Annotated in this window: 16 protein-coding genes, 1 tRNA gene, 3 pseudogenes and 1 riboswitch; of the genes and pseudogenes, 3 read left to right on the forward strand and 17 right to left on the reverse strand. The window is 39.4% G+C overall.

From position 1 onward, the window contains the following. Positions 1 to 2: 2 nt before the first annotated feature. The 8 genes from RCG24_RS09415 to RCG24_RS09450 all read right to left on the reverse strand — a co-directional run bounded on the left by RCG24_RS09415 (position 3) and on the right by RCG24_RS09450 (position 7,981). On the reverse strand, positions 3 to 1,004 hold the full coding sequence (locus tag RCG24_RS09415; RefSeq protein WP_202654311.1) for a Delta(5) desaturase DesA: 1,002 nt from the start codon (positions 1,002 to 1,004) through the stop codon (positions 3 to 5). 154 nt (positions 1,005 to 1,158) lie between these two features. Beyond that, a complete protein-coding gene (locus RCG24_RS09420) occupies positions 1,159 to 2,841 on the reverse strand; it encodes an ABC1 kinase family protein (RefSeq protein ID WP_308078926.1) in 1,683 nt (560 codons plus the stop codon). A 219-nt stretch (positions 2,842 to 3,060) separates the two neighbouring features. Continuing rightward, positions 3,061 to 3,420 (reverse strand): cytochrome c551, encoded by a 360-nt coding sequence (cccB, locus tag RCG24_RS09425; protein WP_308078927.1) that lies wholly within the window; start codon positions 3,418 to 3,420, stop codon positions 3,061 to 3,063. 222 nt (positions 3,421 to 3,642) lie between these two features. After that, positions 3,643 to 4,836: an ABC transporter permease gene (locus RCG24_RS09430; protein WP_202653710.1), complete on the reverse strand. Its 1,194-nt coding sequence runs from the start codon at positions 4,834 to 4,836 to the stop codon at positions 3,643 to 3,645. A gap of 5 nt (positions 4,837 to 4,841) precedes the next feature. Then, positions 4,842 to 5,525 carry an ABC transporter ATP-binding protein gene (locus RCG24_RS09435; RefSeq protein WP_202653709.1) on the reverse strand — a complete coding sequence of 228 codons (684 nt, stop codon included), beginning with the start codon at positions 5,523 to 5,525 and terminating at the stop codon, positions 4,842 to 4,844. Next, positions 5,522 to 6,649 carry an efflux RND transporter periplasmic adaptor subunit gene (locus RCG24_RS09440; RefSeq protein ID WP_202653708.1) on the reverse strand — a complete coding sequence of 376 codons (1,128 nt, stop codon included), beginning with the start codon at positions 6,647 to 6,649 and terminating at the stop codon, positions 5,522 to 5,524. Before RCG24_RS09440 ends, RCG24_RS09435 begins: the two co-directional genes overlap by 4 nt. Then, positions 6,649 to 7,320, reverse strand: a complete 672-nt coding sequence (locus RCG24_RS09445) for a YknW family membrane protein (RefSeq protein ID WP_202653707.1) — start codon at positions 7,318 to 7,320, stop codon at positions 6,649 to 6,651. The genes RCG24_RS09440 and RCG24_RS09445 overlap by 1 nt, the downstream gene beginning before the upstream one ends. Before the next feature lie 139 nt (positions 7,321 to 7,459). Beyond that, on the reverse strand, positions 7,460 to 7,981 hold the full coding sequence (locus RCG24_RS09450; protein WP_202653706.1) for a methylated-DNA--[protein]-cysteine S-methyltransferase: 522 nt from the start codon (positions 7,979 to 7,981) through the stop codon (positions 7,460 to 7,462). Positions 7,982 to 8,027: 46 nt separating this feature from the next. Here RCG24_RS09450 and RCG24_RS09455 point away from each other — a divergent pair, with 46 nt between their 5' ends. Further along, a complete protein-coding gene (locus RCG24_RS09455; protein WP_308078929.1) occupies positions 8,028 to 8,714 on the forward strand; it encodes an endonuclease III domain-containing protein in 687 nt (228 codons plus the stop codon). Positions 8,715 to 8,836: 122 nt separating this feature from the next. Here the strand turns inward: RCG24_RS09455 and RCG24_RS09460 are convergent, their stop codons facing one another. Beyond that, the gene (locus RCG24_RS09460) at positions 8,837 to 9,640 is read right to left on the reverse strand and encodes a DUF3231 family protein (RefSeq protein WP_308078930.1); all 804 of its coding nucleotides are present in this window, start codon (positions 9,638 to 9,640) and stop codon (positions 8,837 to 8,839) included. A 455-nt stretch (positions 9,641 to 10,095) separates the two neighbouring features. Between RCG24_RS09460 and RCG24_RS21270 the strand changes: the two are divergent. Both RCG24_RS21270 and RCG24_RS21275 read left to right on the forward strand, forming a co-directional pair. After that, a pseudogene (locus tag RCG24_RS21270) lies at positions 10,096 to 10,176 on the forward strand (methyl-accepting chemotaxis protein); the annotation flags it as partial. Between the two features lie 8 nt (positions 10,177 to 10,184). Further along, positions 10,185 to 10,334: pseudogene (locus RCG24_RS21275) on the forward strand (chemotaxis protein); the annotation flags it as partial. A 134-nt stretch (positions 10,335 to 10,468) separates the two neighbouring features. Here the strand turns inward: RCG24_RS21275 and RCG24_RS09465 are convergent. The 8 genes and pseudogenes from RCG24_RS09465 to RCG24_RS09500 form a co-directional block, all read right to left on the reverse strand. Next, a pseudogene (locus RCG24_RS09465) lies at positions 10,469 to 10,753 on the reverse strand (ferrous iron transporter B); the annotation flags it as partial. Positions 10,754 to 10,987: 234 nt separating this feature from the next. Further along, a complete protein-coding gene (locus RCG24_RS09470; RefSeq protein WP_202654310.1) occupies positions 10,988 to 11,107 on the reverse strand; it encodes an N-6 DNA methylase in 120 nt (39 codons plus the stop codon). Positions 11,108 to 11,121: 14 nt separating this feature from the next. Continuing rightward, positions 11,122 to 11,595: an alpha/beta fold hydrolase gene (locus tag RCG24_RS09475; RefSeq protein ID WP_308078932.1), complete on the reverse strand. Its 474-nt coding sequence runs from the start codon at positions 11,593 to 11,595 to the stop codon at positions 11,122 to 11,124. A gap of 78 nt (positions 11,596 to 11,673) precedes the next feature. Further along, the gene (ribE, locus tag RCG24_RS09480; protein ID WP_202654309.1) at positions 11,674 to 12,141 is read right to left on the reverse strand and encodes a 6,7-dimethyl-8-ribityllumazine synthase; all 468 of its coding nucleotides are present in this window, start codon (positions 12,139 to 12,141) and stop codon (positions 11,674 to 11,676) included. A gap of 17 nt (positions 12,142 to 12,158) precedes the next feature. Beyond that, a complete protein-coding gene (locus RCG24_RS09485) occupies positions 12,159 to 13,352 on the reverse strand; it encodes a bifunctional 3,4-dihydroxy-2-butanone-4-phosphate synthase/GTP cyclohydrolase II (RefSeq protein ID WP_308079149.1) in 1,194 nt (397 codons plus the stop codon). 21 nt (positions 13,353 to 13,373) lie between these two features. Beyond that, positions 13,374 to 14,024: a riboflavin synthase gene (ribE, locus tag RCG24_RS09490; protein ID WP_308078934.1), complete on the reverse strand. Its 651-nt coding sequence runs from the start codon at positions 14,022 to 14,024 to the stop codon at positions 13,374 to 13,376. Then, positions 13,997 to 15,124 (reverse strand): bifunctional diaminohydroxyphosphoribosylaminopyrimidine deaminase/5-amino-6-(5-phosphoribosylamino)uracil reductase RibD, encoded by a 1,128-nt coding sequence (gene ribD / locus RCG24_RS09495; protein ID WP_202653700.1) that lies wholly within the window; start codon positions 15,122 to 15,124, stop codon positions 13,997 to 13,999. Before ribD ends, ribE (RCG24_RS09490) begins: the two co-directional genes overlap by 28 nt. Before the next feature lie 128 nt (positions 15,125 to 15,252). Next, positions 15,253 to 15,401: riboswitch (FMN riboswitch) on the reverse strand. A gap of 308 nt (positions 15,402 to 15,709) precedes the next feature. Next, positions 15,710 to 15,782: transfer RNA gene (locus RCG24_RS09500), tRNA-Val, on the reverse strand. Between the last annotated feature and the right edge of the window lie 69 nt (positions 15,783 to 15,851).

The raw sequence follows: 15,851 nt of genomic DNA on the forward strand, positions 1-15,851 counted from the left end.
TGTTATTTTATTTTACTGAAAAACACTGCATCTTTAAAGCCGATAAACCTTTTTTGCTGTTCATCCCAAAGGTGGAATTTCAATGAATTTATGCTGGTTTTCAAGGTGATCGTCGGTACAGTTTGCAATGGTGGTGTCTGATTATGCGCTTCTTCTAGTTTATAATTGGGCACCCTGGGACTCAAATGATGGACGTGATGGTAACCGATATTGCCAGTTAACCATTGCAGCAGCTTAGGCAATTTATAAAAGGAACTGCCTTCCACAGCAGCTCTTACATATTCCCATTCTTGATCTCCTTCAAAATAAGAATCTTCAAACGTATGCTGAATGTAAAACAGCCAAATGCCGGCAGAACCTGAGATTAAAAAAATCGGACCTTCTACTAAAAGAAACGGTTTCCAGCCAATCGCCCAACACATACTGCTGATAATGATGACAATGGCCATATTAATAAGATACGTATTCCAGCGCTCCTTCGACCGTGCTCCCTTCCGATTAAAGCGGTTTTTAAGCAAAAACACATAAATCGGACCAAGTACAAACATCACCAATGGATTACGGTACAAGCGATATTGCCATTTTTTCAAAGGGGAAGCTTGCAAATATTCCTCCACCGTAAGCATCCAAATGTCACCGGTTCCCCGTTTATCTAAATTGCTGCTTGTAGCATGATGGACAGAGTGGTCATGCTGCCATTGACTAAAAGGAAAGAATGTGAGGATCCCTGTTAATGTTCCAAGTATTTTATTGGCAGTACGATTTTTAAAAAATGAATAGTGACAGCAATCATGAAAAATGATAAAGGTCCGCACGAGAAACCCTGCTGCGACAACAGCCAATGAAAAAGTGAGTAGATACGAAATGGAGAGACTTTTGTAACTCAAAAACCATAAAACAAAAAAGGGCACAATTGTATTAAGGATCTGCCAGACGCTCGCCAGTATATTTGACTTCTCATAAGGAGCCATTTGCTTCCTTAATAATTTTTGTTTTTCATTCATCTTTAACAATTTTCCTTCCTCTATTTGATAACTCACATTATAAAAAAAAGAAAGCAAAATTTGCAGACATACTTGTCATGTCCCAACTATGACAAATATCATAGTTGTAAGAAACCATCTCAAGCAGCTTACTTTATTAGCTGGAGAATCAAATTCAGAATTTCCCCGACTTGAAAATAGAAAATAAAAGCCAGAGAAACATTCCTGTGGCAATCACAAAACCGATTTCTACCACCGGTATTTTGTTTAGTAATATTGGGGTTTGTCCTGACAATGAGGTCCCGATAATGACCCCGGCCATAATAATACTAAAAGACAGTAACGTGATACTAAAAGAAATCCGGTTACTAATGATGTTCAGTCTTTGAATAAATTGATTCAGTTCTGGAGTTGTCAGTTCAATTTTTACTCTACCTTTTTTCATTATAGCGGATATTTCATTAATGGTTTTCGGCCATTCGAGGATCATTTCTCCATACTCATTGATTCGTCTCCAGACTTTGTCGATAATCGTTTTAGGCCGATATCGTTCCATTATTAACCGCTTCCCAAACGGTTCGGCAATTTTGATAATACTTAAATCAGGATCTAGCTTTTCGACCACACCCTCCATCGTTAACAGGGTTTTACCTAATATCGTTAAGTCTGTCGGCAATTTAATTTTATATTGAAAAGCAACTGAAAATAAATCTGTTATCGTCTGACCAATTTTCATATTCTTAAAAGATAGATCGCTATATTTTTCTCGTAAAAGGTCAACATCCATTCTTAATTGCTCGTAATTGACATCATCAGGCACCACCCCCATGGATGATATTGCCTGAAGGACTTCATCGGTATTTTGTCTCATCAACGCAATAACAAATGAGGCGACATGGTCCCGCATTTCCGGACTTAATCGGCCGACAATGCCAAAATCCAAAAAGGCAATGGCTCCATTTGGTAATACTAATAAATTTCCGGGATGCGGGTCACCGTGGAAAAAGCCATCAATTAATATTTGTTGAAGGATGGTATTGACCACTGTTTCTCCTAAGACTTTGCTGTCGTAACCTAGTTTTTGAAGCTTTTCCTCCTCATTTAGGGTAATTCCGTCGATAAATTCCATAGTTAAAACTTTCGCTGAGGTATAATCCCAGAAAACCTTGGGAATGACCACTTTTGGATTGTTTTTGAACTTGGCAGCTATTTTTTCCGTATTGCGTGCTTCCATTTCAAAGTCCAATTCCCGCCTAATCGACATGGCCAACTCGTCAACAATGTCACGAACTTGATATCTTCTTGCCCATTCTAAACGAGAATCAGCCAGCCTGGCCAATTCCTTTAAAATTTCCAAATCCGTTTCAATCAAGTGTTTCAGCTTCGGGCGTTGAACCTTAACTGCGACTTGTTCCCCTGCGGGCAGCACGGCATAATGAACCTGCCCAATCGATGCAGCGGCAATAGGGGTTTCCTGAAATTCCCTGAATGAATTCTCCAAAGAATCAGCTAACTCTTCTTCAATAATTTTTTTTACTTCAGCAAAAGGAAATGCGGAGACCTTATCCTGCAGCTTTACCAGTTCTTGAATAATGTCTAAGGGAATAATATCTGGTCTTGTACTGGCAATTTGGCCAATTTTTATAAAGGTTGGCCCAAGTTCTTCTAAAAACATTCTAATCCGTTCACCTGTCGAGAGTACCTCGATTGTCTCGCTTCCTTGGAGAAACAGCCTTTTCGGTACGGATAAAAGGTCCAGAAGCCCCAATTCCTTCATTAAATAACCGAAGCCATGACGAGTAAAGGCATTTACAATTTCACGTAACCGGCCTAAATGGCGAATTCGTTTCTTTATCATATTGACCACACTTTATCATGTTATTTATACAAACCATCTCATTCTTTTCAAGGGTTTTCAAGCCGGTTCTACATTTTTCCCAAAATGTTCAATATTTTCGCTTAATCGATCAAAGATGTTTTGAACGCTAGCTCTTAATGTGAAGTAATTGACAAACTAAAATAGTTTACCAAGAAAATGAAAAACCAGATATTTTAGCTAATCTGGTTTTTCATTCGCTTATTTTTTGGCTGCAAGCCAGGCTGCCACGGCATTAGCGTCGGCATCTGAAAGATTTTGCTTAGGCATTTGTCCTTTTCCATTGTGAATGATTTTAACAATATCATTTTTTGATAATTTTGAGCCAATTTTGTCCAAGTCAGGGGCATATCCGCTTTTTAGGTCATTCCCATGACAAGCAGCACAGGTCCCTTGAAATACTTTCTCTCCATCTGCAGCCGTATTTGTTGCCGAATCATTCTGTTCCGTTTTATTGGTGGTGTCATTATTTTTAGTCGTGTCCTTATCTGTCCCCCCTCCACAAGCGGTCAGAGAAACAAATAATATCATACAAATTGCACCATATAGCAGTTTTTTCATCCATTTCACCTCCGTTAAAATTTAGATTTTGTAACTTATTCTTGCAATATACATTTCGAAGGTAGATTAAGAAATGAAAAAAACCAAAGATAACGTAAACCCGCTATCTTTGGTCAAGAGTTTTGTGTCAAGCTCCCCAAGGAACGCTTGGCAGCATAGACATCGCACGAAGGAAAAGCGACAGCTTTTTCGAGGTGCGCCTAGCGCCTGCGCTTTTCTTGCTTATTCATATCTTAGTGATTCAATCGGATCAAGTTTAGCCGCTTTGTTTGCTGGTAAAATGCCAAAGACGACTCCGATCACCATCGAAAACAGGACGCCGCCGACAACGACTTCCCAGGATATTAAGGACGGCCAGCCGGCGAAGAGACTTACCACTTCTGATACTCCCCAGCCAAGCAATATCCCAATCATCCCGCCAATAAGAGTAAGTGTCATTGATTCGATAAGGAATTGAGTTAGCACCTGACCTCTCGTCGCACCAAGTGCCATGCGGATACCAATCTCCCGCGTGCGTTCTGTTACCGACACGAGCATGATGTTCATGACACCAATTCCGCCTACAAATAGAGAAATACCGGCAATACTGCCGATGATCAAGGTCATAATTCTAGTCACCTGACCAATTCCTTGAGCAATTTCCTCCATATTAATAACCTGATACGATTTTTCCGTATTATGCATTTTATTCAAAAGATTAGCGGCCTTCTTTCCAGCAGTTTGCAGCTGTTCCGCAGATGCCGCCTGAAGAGTGACTTGAGTATAATCACTGCTGCCATAGATAATTTTCCATGTTTGAAACGGCAGATAAATCTCCATCGAGCCAAAAGCAAGGAGACCAGTCGGCTTTTCTAAAACACCAATGATCTCAATCGGCTGATTAGCGACCAAAATGATTTTTCCAACAGCATTTTTCCCTTTAAACAGTTCTTCTTGTAATTTATTGCTAATCAGACCAACCCGGCTGCCTCCAAGAAAATCAGCTGCCGAAAAACTTCTTCCTTTTGCTACATTCAATTCATTTATTTGCAAATAGGCCTTGTTAATCCCTGTCGAAGAAATATCTACTGATTTTTCCTTGAACTTTGCTGCAGACATTTTGGTACTGGAGGCCACGACCCTTTTCACTTCTGGAATTTGTTCCAAAGCACGAATATCTTCCTGTTTAAATGGGGCCTCCAAAAATATATTCGGATTGGCACGCATTTCTTCATCAGATGGCTGGTAGAACATTTCCATTGTATTACCTGATCCGGTAATTTGAGTCTTTAGCATCGCTTCCCCGCCCTGTCCAATCGCGACAACGATAATGACGGCACCGACACCAATGATAATCCCTAACATTGTTAAAATACTGCGCATTTTATGAGCTTTTAGGGAACTCAATGCCATCATAAGATTTTCAAAAAAACTCATATGGTCTACCTCCCATCTGCCGCTGAAGCGGACTGAAGCCTTCCGTCTCTTACCATAATCGTCCGATTTGCATATTCTGCTACTTCAGGTTCATGGGTAACAACAACGATCGTAACACCCTCACTGTTCAATTCCTGAAATTGCTCCATAATCGATATGCTTGTTTTTGTATCTAGTGCTCCTGTAGGCTCATCCGCCAAAATAAGCTTTGGTTTATTGACGATTGCTCTGGCAATCGCGACACGCTGTTTTTGCCCGCCGGATAAAGCATTTGGCAGGTGATCCATTCGATCTCGCAAGCCCATTTTGGTTAACGCCTCTTCGGCCCTTTCTTGCCTTTCAGCTTTGCTCACTCCGGCGTAGATCATCGGAAGTTCGACATTTTTTAATGCGGTCAGCCGCGGCAGCAGATGAAATTGTTGAAAAACAAAACCAATCGATTGATTTCGAACCCTTGCCAGCTCATTTTCGCTATAGCCGGATACATTTTCACCGCCTAAATAATATTCGCCCGAGCTGGGTTTGTCCAAGCAGCCGATAATATTCATTAATGTTGACTTACCTGAACCAGAGGGGCCCATAATGGCGACAAATTCGCCCTCGGCAATCGTGAGACTAATATCATTTAATACGCGGATTTGTTCTTTTCCAAGGGCAAAGGATCTGGTGATGGATTCAAGCTGAATCATTTTACCGTCACTTCCATCCCATCCTTTAATTTTTTCGAACCGCTCAAAATCACAAGGTCATCCTTGGATACCCCGCTAAGAATTTCGATTTTATTTCCCGAGATAATCCCTGTCTTGACCGTTTGCTTTTGGGCTTTGCCATCCTTAATCAGAAAAACAAACGGCTGATCGCCATCATCCTGAACGGCATCACTAGGAAGAACAAAGGCGGATTTTTTCTCTGTTTCAATTTCCATAATAAGTTGGAATCCTGGCTTTAACCCGCTAACGTCACCATCAATTTTCACTTTAACCGGGTATTGGACGGCTTGACTGCCTCCTTGCGTACTTGCTTGATCCTTCTCTGGCAAAATAGAGATTTCAGTAATTTTTCCTTGCCACTTTTTATCAGGGACGGCATCTGAACGCAAGGAAACGTTTTGACCTTTTTGAACTTTTAATGTATCGTACTCTGACAAGAGCCCAGTGACAGTCATTCCCTCCAGTTTTCCAATATGTATGATTGGTTGAGCGGCACTACCTTGGCTGGAATTTGGCTCCGTTTTTTCTGCTGTTAACACGATACCATCCATCGTACTTTTCAGTTCCAAATCATTTTGCTTTTTATTAAGTAAATCCTGCTGAATCTCTGCTTGCTTCAAATCTAGTTCAGCCAGCTTCTTATCCATATCTAATTGATCATATTCTGGCTTTAACTGTTTTTTAGCTTCCTTTTTACCAACTTGTTTACTCAATGTTTCTTCTTTATCGTTTAATTGGTCAATTTGTTTTTCAATCCGGTCTATTTTTAAATAAGCTGATTCTATCGATATTTTATTTTGTTCCCTTTCGAGTTCAAGCTGTGGGTTCTCCAGCTCTGCCAAAACTGTTCCCTTCTTTACTTTCTGTCCCTCTTTAATTAGCAGTTTCTTTATTTCTCCTTTATCAGGTGAAGGATAAATCACTTGCTCTTCCTCCAGCTTTACGGTTCCGGGAATCATTAGCAGCGAAGAAATTTCCTCCTGCTTAAGCTTGACTGTTTTAACGGCGGGCCCATCGGCAAAAACCTGCCGATAGACACTAATTGCAATCATAATAATAATGACACTGACAACACTGATGCCAATCCAAAGTTTCTTTTTCATTATAGTTTCGGCGCTCCTTGGAGAGCAGTTCCGACTAAGGCGAACCCAATGCCAACCAAGAAGAAAATGATCGCAATAGTCCAAGCCAGCCCTTTGGAAAGCCCTGCTGTTTTATGAAGCCCGATTGCCGTTAAAATGGTTGACCAAATCGAAAACACTTCTATAGACCCAAGTACACCGGCTTTTTCAGAATTCAATAAACCTGCCAAACTGGTAATATATATTTCCGGATTTCCGCCAACGGCATACCTGATGGCCGTATTTAAGATAACCCCAACAGCACCGATTATCATGATATAGGTGTTCATCGAAAATAGCTGTTTAAATGAGACCGAAGAACTGCCAAATTTGGAAATAAGCAACTGAATGACACTGCTGACTAAAATCGTGATGACCGGCGTTAATACTCCTGTTACCACAACGGTTATTTTCGTAACTCCCAATGCTATTTCCGCCTGTTCTTTCGTAAGTCCTTGGTCGATTAACATTTGCACATCCATGGTTGCCGCCATAAAAAACATTCCCACTGCATAAAGAATGCTAACAATGGTAAGTGGCAGCCATTTTTTAGGATTCTCTCTAATTCTTTCAAACTGAATCCCAGGGCTGGTAAACATACCAAATAACGAAGGGCTTTCTTTCTTTTTTTGTATCTCTTTTTGTATTTCCATTTAACAACACCCCTAATTCCATTTATGTAAATCGTTACAACATGATTATACGATAAAAATACCTAATAGTTTCATTTTTTTAATAAATGTTTGATGTCTGACCTTGAATATAGAAAAATAAACTTGACCGAAATCAAGTTTATTTGCTCTGCCGCTCTAAATTTAATAGTCGTTCCTTCATATTCAGGCCGCCGCGAAAACCTGTCAGTTTTCCATCCTTTCCAATAACACGATGACATGGAACGGTCATTAATACTGGATTCGCGCCAATGGCTGCACCAACTGCCCGAACTGCAGAGGGCTTATTGATCAGGTTGGCGATATCGGAATATGATTTCGTTTCTCCATAGGGAATTTCACATAGTGCATTCCAGACAGCCTGTTGAAACTTGGTTCCATGGTAATCACTTTTAATCGTAAAGTCCTTTCGCTTTCCCTCAAGATATTCACTAAGTTCACGCGCATATGGTTGCAATCTATCGCTATCCTCTATAAGTGTACTATTGGGGATATGCTTTTTTATCCACTCTGCTAATTCTTCAAATGGTTTGTTCGGAGAACCGACATAGCAGAGGCCTTTTGGCGTTGCCGCCAGATATAGATTCCAATCTTTATAGTTCATAATTGACCAATAAATGAGAGTTTTCTCTTGTGATTTCATAACATCCTCCATTTAATTTTTTCTTATTTCCATTATACTATTTTATATGAGCAGTTTAAGATATTTCTACACATGCTGGAATGGTGATGAAATGGTTCACGATTATCAAATAATTTACGAGAAATTATATCGATACTACGGCCCACAAGGCTGGTGGCCGGCAAAGACTGCCTTTGAAATGATGATTGGGGCGATTTTGGTCCAAAACACAAGTTGGCGTAATGTGGAGAAAGCACTGAGTAATTTAAAGCCGTTCTTATCTCCTGCTAAAATTGAAAAACTATCATTTGATGAACTTGCTGAACTAATTAGACCGAGCGGTTTTTTCAAAATGAAAGCACAGCGGATAAAAGCATTTATGGAATGGTTGAAGGCCTATGAATATGATCTCAGTCAGATAAAAATGAAAGATTGTAATGAACTGCGTGATGAACTTTTAGCTGTTAAAGGGATTGGTTCGGAAACAGCCGATGTAATCCTGCTCTATGCATTTGACCAACCTGTATTTGTGGCAGATGCCTATGCCAGACGGATATTTTTTCGTCTTGGTATTAATCTGCCAAAATCATATGACTCGTTCAGATTAGAGGTTGAACGGGCATTACCAAGGGATTTGGCGATGTTTAACGAATTTCATGCTTTACTCGTTGAACATGCGAAAGAGCATTGCAAAAAAGCCCCTATTTGTGATGGATGCCCATTAGCGAGTATTTGTGATCGGAGATTGGGGTAAAACCAGCGTTATCCCTTCGCTCACAACAGCGCTCCAGCTAGTGATGATGAACAAGTTTATGTCCTGGTCAACAGCTGGTATACAAGTAAAAAGTTAGTCGAAGCCTGTCTTCAAAAAGGTTTTCAGCTGATTAGCAGTTTGCAGAGAAAATTATTGTAAAATAAACCGTCGACCTTGGCATCCAAGATAGAAGGGGCAGGCAAGCTTTCTTTGTTTAAAAGGTCAACAAACATATCAATGTGTTTGGTAGTCATATTCACTGCCGGGTGCAAAAACTTTTGAACCTGTTTCGACTGAGCGACTTGAGAAAAGGCAACTCCGATGGCTTTTCCTAGTATACTTTTCTTTAAATTAAAGTAAATATCTGTAATTTCAATGCAACTTAAAGGTCTTTTTTCCTCTAACCATCCACCTGCCAAAAAGTTATCATTTTTCACAAATTCAGCTTGTTTAGGTGGTGTAAGCACTGGAGGGCGATAGTAAAGTCCCTTTTCTAATAGAATATCTTTTGTCTTGTTGCATAGCTCGACTGCAGATGCGTTGCACCCTGTAAAATATTCACGTATATCATATCGGGTGCTTGTTGTGATAGCTCCGGCGTATCCATGACAACCATGGATAGACATAATGTTCAAATAATTCAAACATAATACATCTGAAAACAGACGTGGAGCGTTTGGTGTCCAGTCCTTTTCAGAAAATCCTACAGGAATGGGAAAACCTTCACCTGTTAAGAACTCCTTAATTTTGTCTAAATGTTTGAGACTAAGGGAAATAGCGTATTCAAAAGCACCCCTAATATCTCTATCCTCCAGATGTTCCATCATGTGATTGTGAATACAAAGGCTTGCGGTTTCATTTAGGTATTGCGACCATAGAGCTGAGATTTCAGCTGAAGTTAGTTTTGCATTATGTACAGAATCCATTTAAAGCACCTCCCTATGTTTTTAGGTTTCCTTATACTGTTCATATTATTCTTGTTGAATCAACCATTTTACAATTGATTCCTCTAAGTGTTCCTTGCGTATCACCGCCTTCATTTGTCACTACACAAATTCAAAGTAGAAAAAATACTTTGGAAAAATCGAGTTTTTGGAGGTTCGAGGGTAGGAACCGCTGAGAAATAAATACTCTTCTTTTGAGATAACAAAACATTTTTACCGATCCCATATACTTTTAAAAAGTTGGGTAAACACAGATATAGAGATTAATAGTCTTTCAGCCTTGCCAAAACTAAAATTATGTCCGGCGCCATTTCAAATGGCGCCGGACAACATACTAAACAGTTGCATTAAGACTAACATTTAAATAGAATGAACTAGAATGTCATTTTAAAAACGTTTTAAAATGATATTCACTTTAAGGTCAGCTAATGAATATTGCAGCTATTGAAGCAGCAAGAGCCGGGTCCACGGACGGGGGTTTGCAGTTGTCGCAGATGAAGTTCGTAAATTAGCTAATAACTCCAATGAGGCCATAGAAGGAGTAAATTCTAATATAAAAAATATTACAAACGAAGTATCTAAGGTTACCCAAATTACGGAAATCTTACAAAAAATAGTTGAAGAAACCCAAGTAAAAATTGATAAAACTATGGAGGAATTTAAAACTATTAAATAATAATAACGAACTTCGTTTTGCAATGAAAGAGGTTGAATTGTGAATATTTCAGCCCAAATGATTTAAGCCAATAGAATTTTTGAAAGCTGCCAATCCTATGGCAGCTTTCAAATGTTCAAAATGTTTTTAGTTTCCTAAACCCACCCGGATAGCCGGGCAATAGTAGCTGTCAGGAATGTGATGCCAATGGCAATCACTGTTGGGATCGCAAATGACATAAACGTCCACTTCTTACTTTTGGTTTCTTTATAAATATTTAATAGGGTAGTTCCGCACGGATAGTGTAATAACGAAAACAACATCATATTTAACGCCGTTAACCAGGTCCAACCGTGATCGATAAACACTTGTTTTAACTTGTCCAAATCTTCAATTTCCAGCATTGCTCCTTGAGATAAATAAACCATACGATAAATGGGGGAGGAATTGCCGTCAGATACGGTGGTACATTTAAAATCGTAAGATTTTGTACCATATCAAGTATCTGAAACTTCCACCCTGCCCCTCCTTACTCTATTTTTTTGGTCATTTAAGCTTTCACTAAAAATATGGTAATATATAGTTAATGAAAGGTGGTGAAAACAATGTCTACGATTACTGCAAAACTACAAAATTGTCATTCTTTGTTGAAGGCTTTTTGAATAACATGGGGGCTAATCTTCATAAGATTGGACAAACATCCCTCCGCAGCCACAGCAAGGGTCATATACATATCCTTTAAAAGGCTGAATCAATAAGAAAAGTACACTTATTACGGTAAAAGATATTAAAATTAGATACTAAAACGTCAAAAACGATAAAACGACCTTAGCGCCCTATGGAGTAAAGAGCTAAAGCCGCTTAGGATAGGATCATTTTTATGATAAAAATTCATTGACCAAATATTAACCATTTCCTGTTGCTCAGCGGGAAGACAATGTGAACAATTTGGGATTAATTTTGCTGTGATTTGCGGAATAGCAGTAGCATGATCGATTGCCTTTTTTATGGACGAATAAACCACTTCTTGCTCACCAATTAATAGTAATGTTTCCGCCTTTAAACTTGCAAGTTCTTCTTTAGTAAAGACTTTTGGCACTACACGAAGATGAATTTTTCCATATTTATAGCCTAACAAAAATTGCTCATATAATATTTCATTGGGGCTATTTTGCTTTGCAAACATCCAGTTATATAAATTCCGTATTGCAATTGAATTTTTAAACCATAATGCCGGAAATAATTTAAACGGGAATTTCCAATTTAATGTTGCGAAACTCATAACCGGTGCAAGTAATACTAATTTTTTGACACGTTCGGAATTTAAACTGAGTTGACAGCTAAAATATATGTAGTAACCTTAGTTGAAGTTTTTATAAAGATTACCCATTTCTATTGCTCCAACAGCTGCTTCGTAGCCTTTATTTCCTGCTTTTGTCCCTGCACGTTCGATAGCTTGTTCGATTGACTCAGTGGTTAGGACACCAAACATAATCGGGATTCCAGTTTGCATCCCTATATTTGCTACACCTTTGGCTACTTCACTGCTTACATATTCAAAATGCGGCGTAGCTCCTCTTATGACTGTTCCTAGTGTAATAATTGCATCAAAGCCACCTTGGTCTGCTAATTTTTTTGCTGCAAGAGGAATTTCAAAAGCTCCTGGTACCCACACGACTGTCACATCGTCCTCATTGACCCCATGTCTCTTAAGGGCATCTTCTGCTCCAGCCAGTAATTTGCTCGTAATAAACTCATTGAATCGCGAAACCACAATCCCAATTTTCAGACCTGTACCAATTAAGTTTCCTTCCAATACTTTTTTCATCATTATATTCCACTCCTTTAAAAAGTTAATAAATGTCCAAGTTTTTCTTGTTTTGTTTTTAAATATTGTTCATTTTCTTTTTTGGGTGGCATTTGCAGAGGAACACGTTCGACTACCTCTAAGCCGTACCCGGCAAGACCTGTTATTTTTCGCGGGTTATTGGTTAATAAACGCATCTTTTTCACTCCAAGATTTCGTAAGATTTGAGCACCAACTCCATAATCACGTAAATCGGCTTTGAAACCTAGTTTATGGTTCGCTTCAACCGTGTCGTAACCTTCTTCTTGAAGTTTATACGCTTTTAATTTATTGATGAGACCAATCCCTCTTCCTTCTTGTCTCATATACAGAAGGATGCCTTTCCCTTCCTTATTAATTTGAGAAAGAGCTGCATGAAGCTGGGGGCCACAATCACAACGATTAGAGCCAAACACATCCCCCGTTAAGCATTCTGAATGTACTCTTAAAAGGATAGGCTCTTCTGCACGAATCTCCCCTTTTACAAGGGCAACATGCTCTTTGCCATCACTTTTACTCGTAAACCCGATAGCTCTAAAGTCCCCGTATTCAGTAGGAAGACTGATTTCCACTTCCCTATCTATTAATGTGTCATGCTCAAGTCGATACTCAATTAAATCTTTGATTGTAATCATTTTTAAATCAAACTTTCTCGCAACCTCTATTAAGTCGTCCACTCGCGCCATTGTTCCATCATCATTCATGACCTCACAAATCACAGCTACTGCTTTTGATTCTGCTAATCTAGCTAAATCGATGGCAGCTTCTGTATGACCAGCACGCCGTAACACTCCGCCTTCCTTCGACACAAGCGGAAAAATATGCCCAGGTCGTCTGAAATCACTTGGAAGAGCGTCCTCATCAAGTAATTTTTGAACGGTCAATGCTCTCTCAAATGCACTAATACCTGTGGTCGTTTCAATATGATCAATACTAACAGTAAAGGCTGTCTCGTGACTTTCTGTGTTGACTTCGACCATTGGCTTTAGTTCCAGTCTGTCTGCAAATGACTCAGAAATGGGAACACAAATAAGTCCTCTGCCCTCTTTAGCCATAAAGTTAATCATGTTTGGCGTCGCAAACTCACCCAGCCCCACAAAATCTCCCTCGTTTTCACGATCCTCATCATCACAAACAATAATCACCTTTCCTGCCTTTAAATCTTCTAATGCATCCTCTATTTTATGGAATATCATGCTATTACTCCTTCCGATTTACATAAATCCATTTTCTTTGAGAAAATCCATTGAAATACTAGCTTTATGATTGTGCGGGTTTTTCCTTTCAAAAAAGGAATGTAGATACTTGCCGATCATATCAAATTCGATATTAACCTTGTCCCCAACCTTTTTCATACCAAGGACACTTTCCTTTGCCGTATGAGGGATGATCGACACGGTCAATTGATTATCGGATGTCCCAAATATAGTTAAGGAAGTGCCATCAAGTGCAATAGAACCTTTATACAGAGCAAGATGATTGAATTCATTAGGATATTGAATGTCAATATATATCGCATTTTCTTTTCGTTCTCTTTTAACAATTTGTCCAACCGTGTCAACATGGCCCGTAACAAAGTGACCTCCAAAACGTCCATTGGAACTCATGGCCCTTTCTAGATTAACGAGTGAGCCTTGCTGCAGGTGAGCTAGAGAAGTGCTGTGAAAGGTTTCGGGCATCACATCCAAAAAAAATGAAGCATGGGTAAACTCCGTTACGGTCAAGCAGACACCATTTACTGAGATACTATCTCCAAGCTTTATATCTTCTAAGACCTTCTTTGCCTTAATATTTAGGACGAGTGTGCTCCCTTGGGACTTTATCCCTTGAATGGTTCCTAATTCTTCAATGATTCCGGTAAACATTCTTCGCTTTCCTCCCCTTTAAGAGGTTTTGCCGTTATTTTTATATCTGGTCCCAGCTGTTTAATCTCTGTAAAGCGTAGTTGTTTTCCTAACTTCACAAGTTCAGGACCAATTCCTCCAACAAAAGAAAAAGCATCTCTGCCGCCAATAATTTTTGGAGCAACATAGGTAATGATTTGTTGAAAAGCATTTTCCTCGATGAATGAAGCATGAATTTCCGACCCGCCTTCTACAAGTACGGATATAATCTGCTGCTCCCCTAATGTCTTCAGTACTTCCTTCAAAGAAAGAGTGGAGCTTTCTTGAGAAATAATGGTTACATCAAGCCTTTCAAGTTCTTTTTTCTTTTCTAAATCAATCTGGTTTCCTGTAAAAATGATGGTTCTCGCAGAGCGATCTTGGACGACATTTGCAGACACTGGAATTTTTAATTTCGTGTCCAATACAATTCGAATGGGATTAATTCCACCTTGGGGTCTTCTGGTGGTTAAGAGAGGGTTATCCTGTAAGATGGTGTTGATTCCTACTAGTATTCCATCATGCTCATGACGAAGATGATGGACATCTTGTCGTGACTCAGGAGAGGTAATCCACTTACTGTCTCCTGATTTCGCTGCTATTTTACCGTCTAATGAAATGCCTGCTTTAATTGTTATGAATGGAGTGTTTGTTTGAATAAAATGAAAAAACTTTTCATTGAGCTGGATCGCTTCTTCTTGGCATAATCCCACCTCAACCTCGATACCCGCTTTTGTTAGCTTCTCAACGCCTTTGCCTGCGACAAGAGGATTTGGATCTAGAGTTGCTACAAAGACCTTACGAATGCCTGTATTGATAATGAGGTCAGCACATGGAGGTGTTTTCCCTTGGTGGCTACATGGTTCAAGTGTAACATACATAATGGCCCCCTCAGCAGAACTTCCAGCTTCATGGATAGCGTGAACTTCTGCATGGGGAGTGCCGGATTTCAAATGTGCACCAGTTCCCACCAATTGACCATTCTTCACTAACACTGCCCCTACACTCGGGTTAGGACTTGTTTGACCTAAAGTGGCGCGTGCAAGTGAAAGAGCAAGGTTCATATATTCATGATCATTCATTTCAAAAAAAATGTTCCCCTTTCATAATAAATCTCTCCAAACAAACAAATCTCCCTTACCTATTTCGGCAAGGGAGAAAAAAGCGCATAACAAATAAACGTCAAAAAATAGCATTTTTGCACAATTTGCTTTTCCTTCTCCCATCCAGACTTTTACTGTCGGCTTTGGAATTTCACCAAATCCACCGTTTTCATATGATCTATGAATCCGGGTCACGGACTAAGAGGCATGCCTCATCACCGCCGGTTGGGAATTGCACCCGACCCCGAAGGAAATCCTATTGAATTGAATAAATAATAACAAAACCAAACTAATTATACAAGAGTAAAGCTTTGTTTACTCGTCATTTTTCTAATTTTACCCGTCAAAATTGGAACTTTACCCGTCGATTTTGGTCCTTTACCCGTCCATTTTCAAAATTTACCCGTCAACTCTTTTCACTCGGACTTGCTCACGATAAGTAAATTTCTCCTTACTATATTTTCCCGAATTAGTTTCTCTACTTTTCTGTAAGAGATATTAGCAAAATCTATGGAAATAAAAGACGGTAGAAACCGCTTTATATCAACGATTCTACCGTCTTGATGACCTGTGAGGGGTTCGAACCCCCGACCTCAACCCTGTCAAGGTTGCGCTCTCCCAGCTGAGCTAACAGATCTCTTATTAAGTACATTTCTAATTATATTTAATTTCCGTACAATGTCAATATGTTTTTATCCATTTTGCC

The organism is Neobacillus sp. OS1-32 (assembly GCF_030915425.1).
Classification (GTDB): domain Bacteria; phylum Bacillota; class Bacilli; order Bacillales; family Cytobacillaceae; genus Neobacillus; species Neobacillus paridis.

What these genes read in the sequence shown, in the direction of transcription:
- RCG24_RS09455 (WP_308078929.1), top strand. Translation starts at nt 8,028, where the DNA reads ATGAGCAGTTTAAGATATTTCTACACATGCTGGAATGGTGATGAAATG.
- RCG24_RS09430 (WP_202653710.1), bottom strand. Translation starts at nt 4,836, where the DNA reads ATGAGTTTTTTTGAAAATCTTATGATGGCATTGAGTTCCCTAAAAGCT.
- ribE (WP_308078934.1), bottom strand. Translation starts at nt 14,024, where the DNA reads ATGTTTACCGGAATCATTGAAGAATTAGGAACCATTCAAGGGATAAAG.
- RCG24_RS09460 (WP_308078930.1), bottom strand. Translation starts at nt 9,640, where the DNA reads ATGGATTCTGTACATAATGCAAAACTAACTTCAGCTGAAATCTCAGCT.
- RCG24_RS09420 (WP_308078926.1), bottom strand. Translation starts at nt 2,841, where the DNA reads ATGATAAAGAAACGAATTCGCCATTTAGGCCGGTTACGTGAAATTGTA.
- ribE (WP_202654309.1), bottom strand. Translation starts at nt 12,141, where the DNA reads ATGAAAAAAGTATTGGAAGGAAACTTAATTGGTACAGGTCTGAAAATT.
- ribD (WP_202653700.1), bottom strand. Translation starts at nt 15,124, where the DNA reads ATGAATGATCATGAATATATGAACCTTGCTCTTTCACTTGCACGCGCC.
- RCG24_RS09415 (WP_202654311.1), bottom strand. Translation starts at nt 1,004, where the DNA reads ATGAATGAAAAACAAAAATTATTAAGGAAGCAAATGGCTCCTTATGAG.
- RCG24_RS09445 (WP_202653707.1), bottom strand. Translation starts at nt 7,320, where the DNA reads ATGGAAATACAAAAAGAGATACAAAAAAAGAAAGAAAGCCCTTCGTTA.
- RCG24_RS09435 (WP_202653709.1), bottom strand. Translation starts at nt 5,525, where the DNA reads ATGATTCAGCTTGAATCCATCACCAGATCCTTTGCCCTTGGAAAAGAA.
- RCG24_RS09475 (WP_308078932.1), bottom strand. Translation starts at nt 11,595, where the DNA reads ATGAGTTTCGCAACATTAAATTGGAAATTCCCGTTTAAATTATTTCCG.
- cccB (WP_308078927.1), bottom strand. Translation starts at nt 3,420, where the DNA reads ATGAAAAAACTGCTATATGGTGCAATTTGTATGATATTATTTGTTTCT.
- RCG24_RS09450 (WP_202653706.1), bottom strand. Translation starts at nt 7,981, where the DNA reads ATGAAATCACAAGAGAAAACTCTCATTTATTGGTCAATTATGAACTAT.
- RCG24_RS09440 (WP_202653708.1), bottom strand. Translation starts at nt 6,649, where the DNA reads ATGAAAAAGAAACTTTGGATTGGCATCAGTGTTGTCAGTGTCATTATT.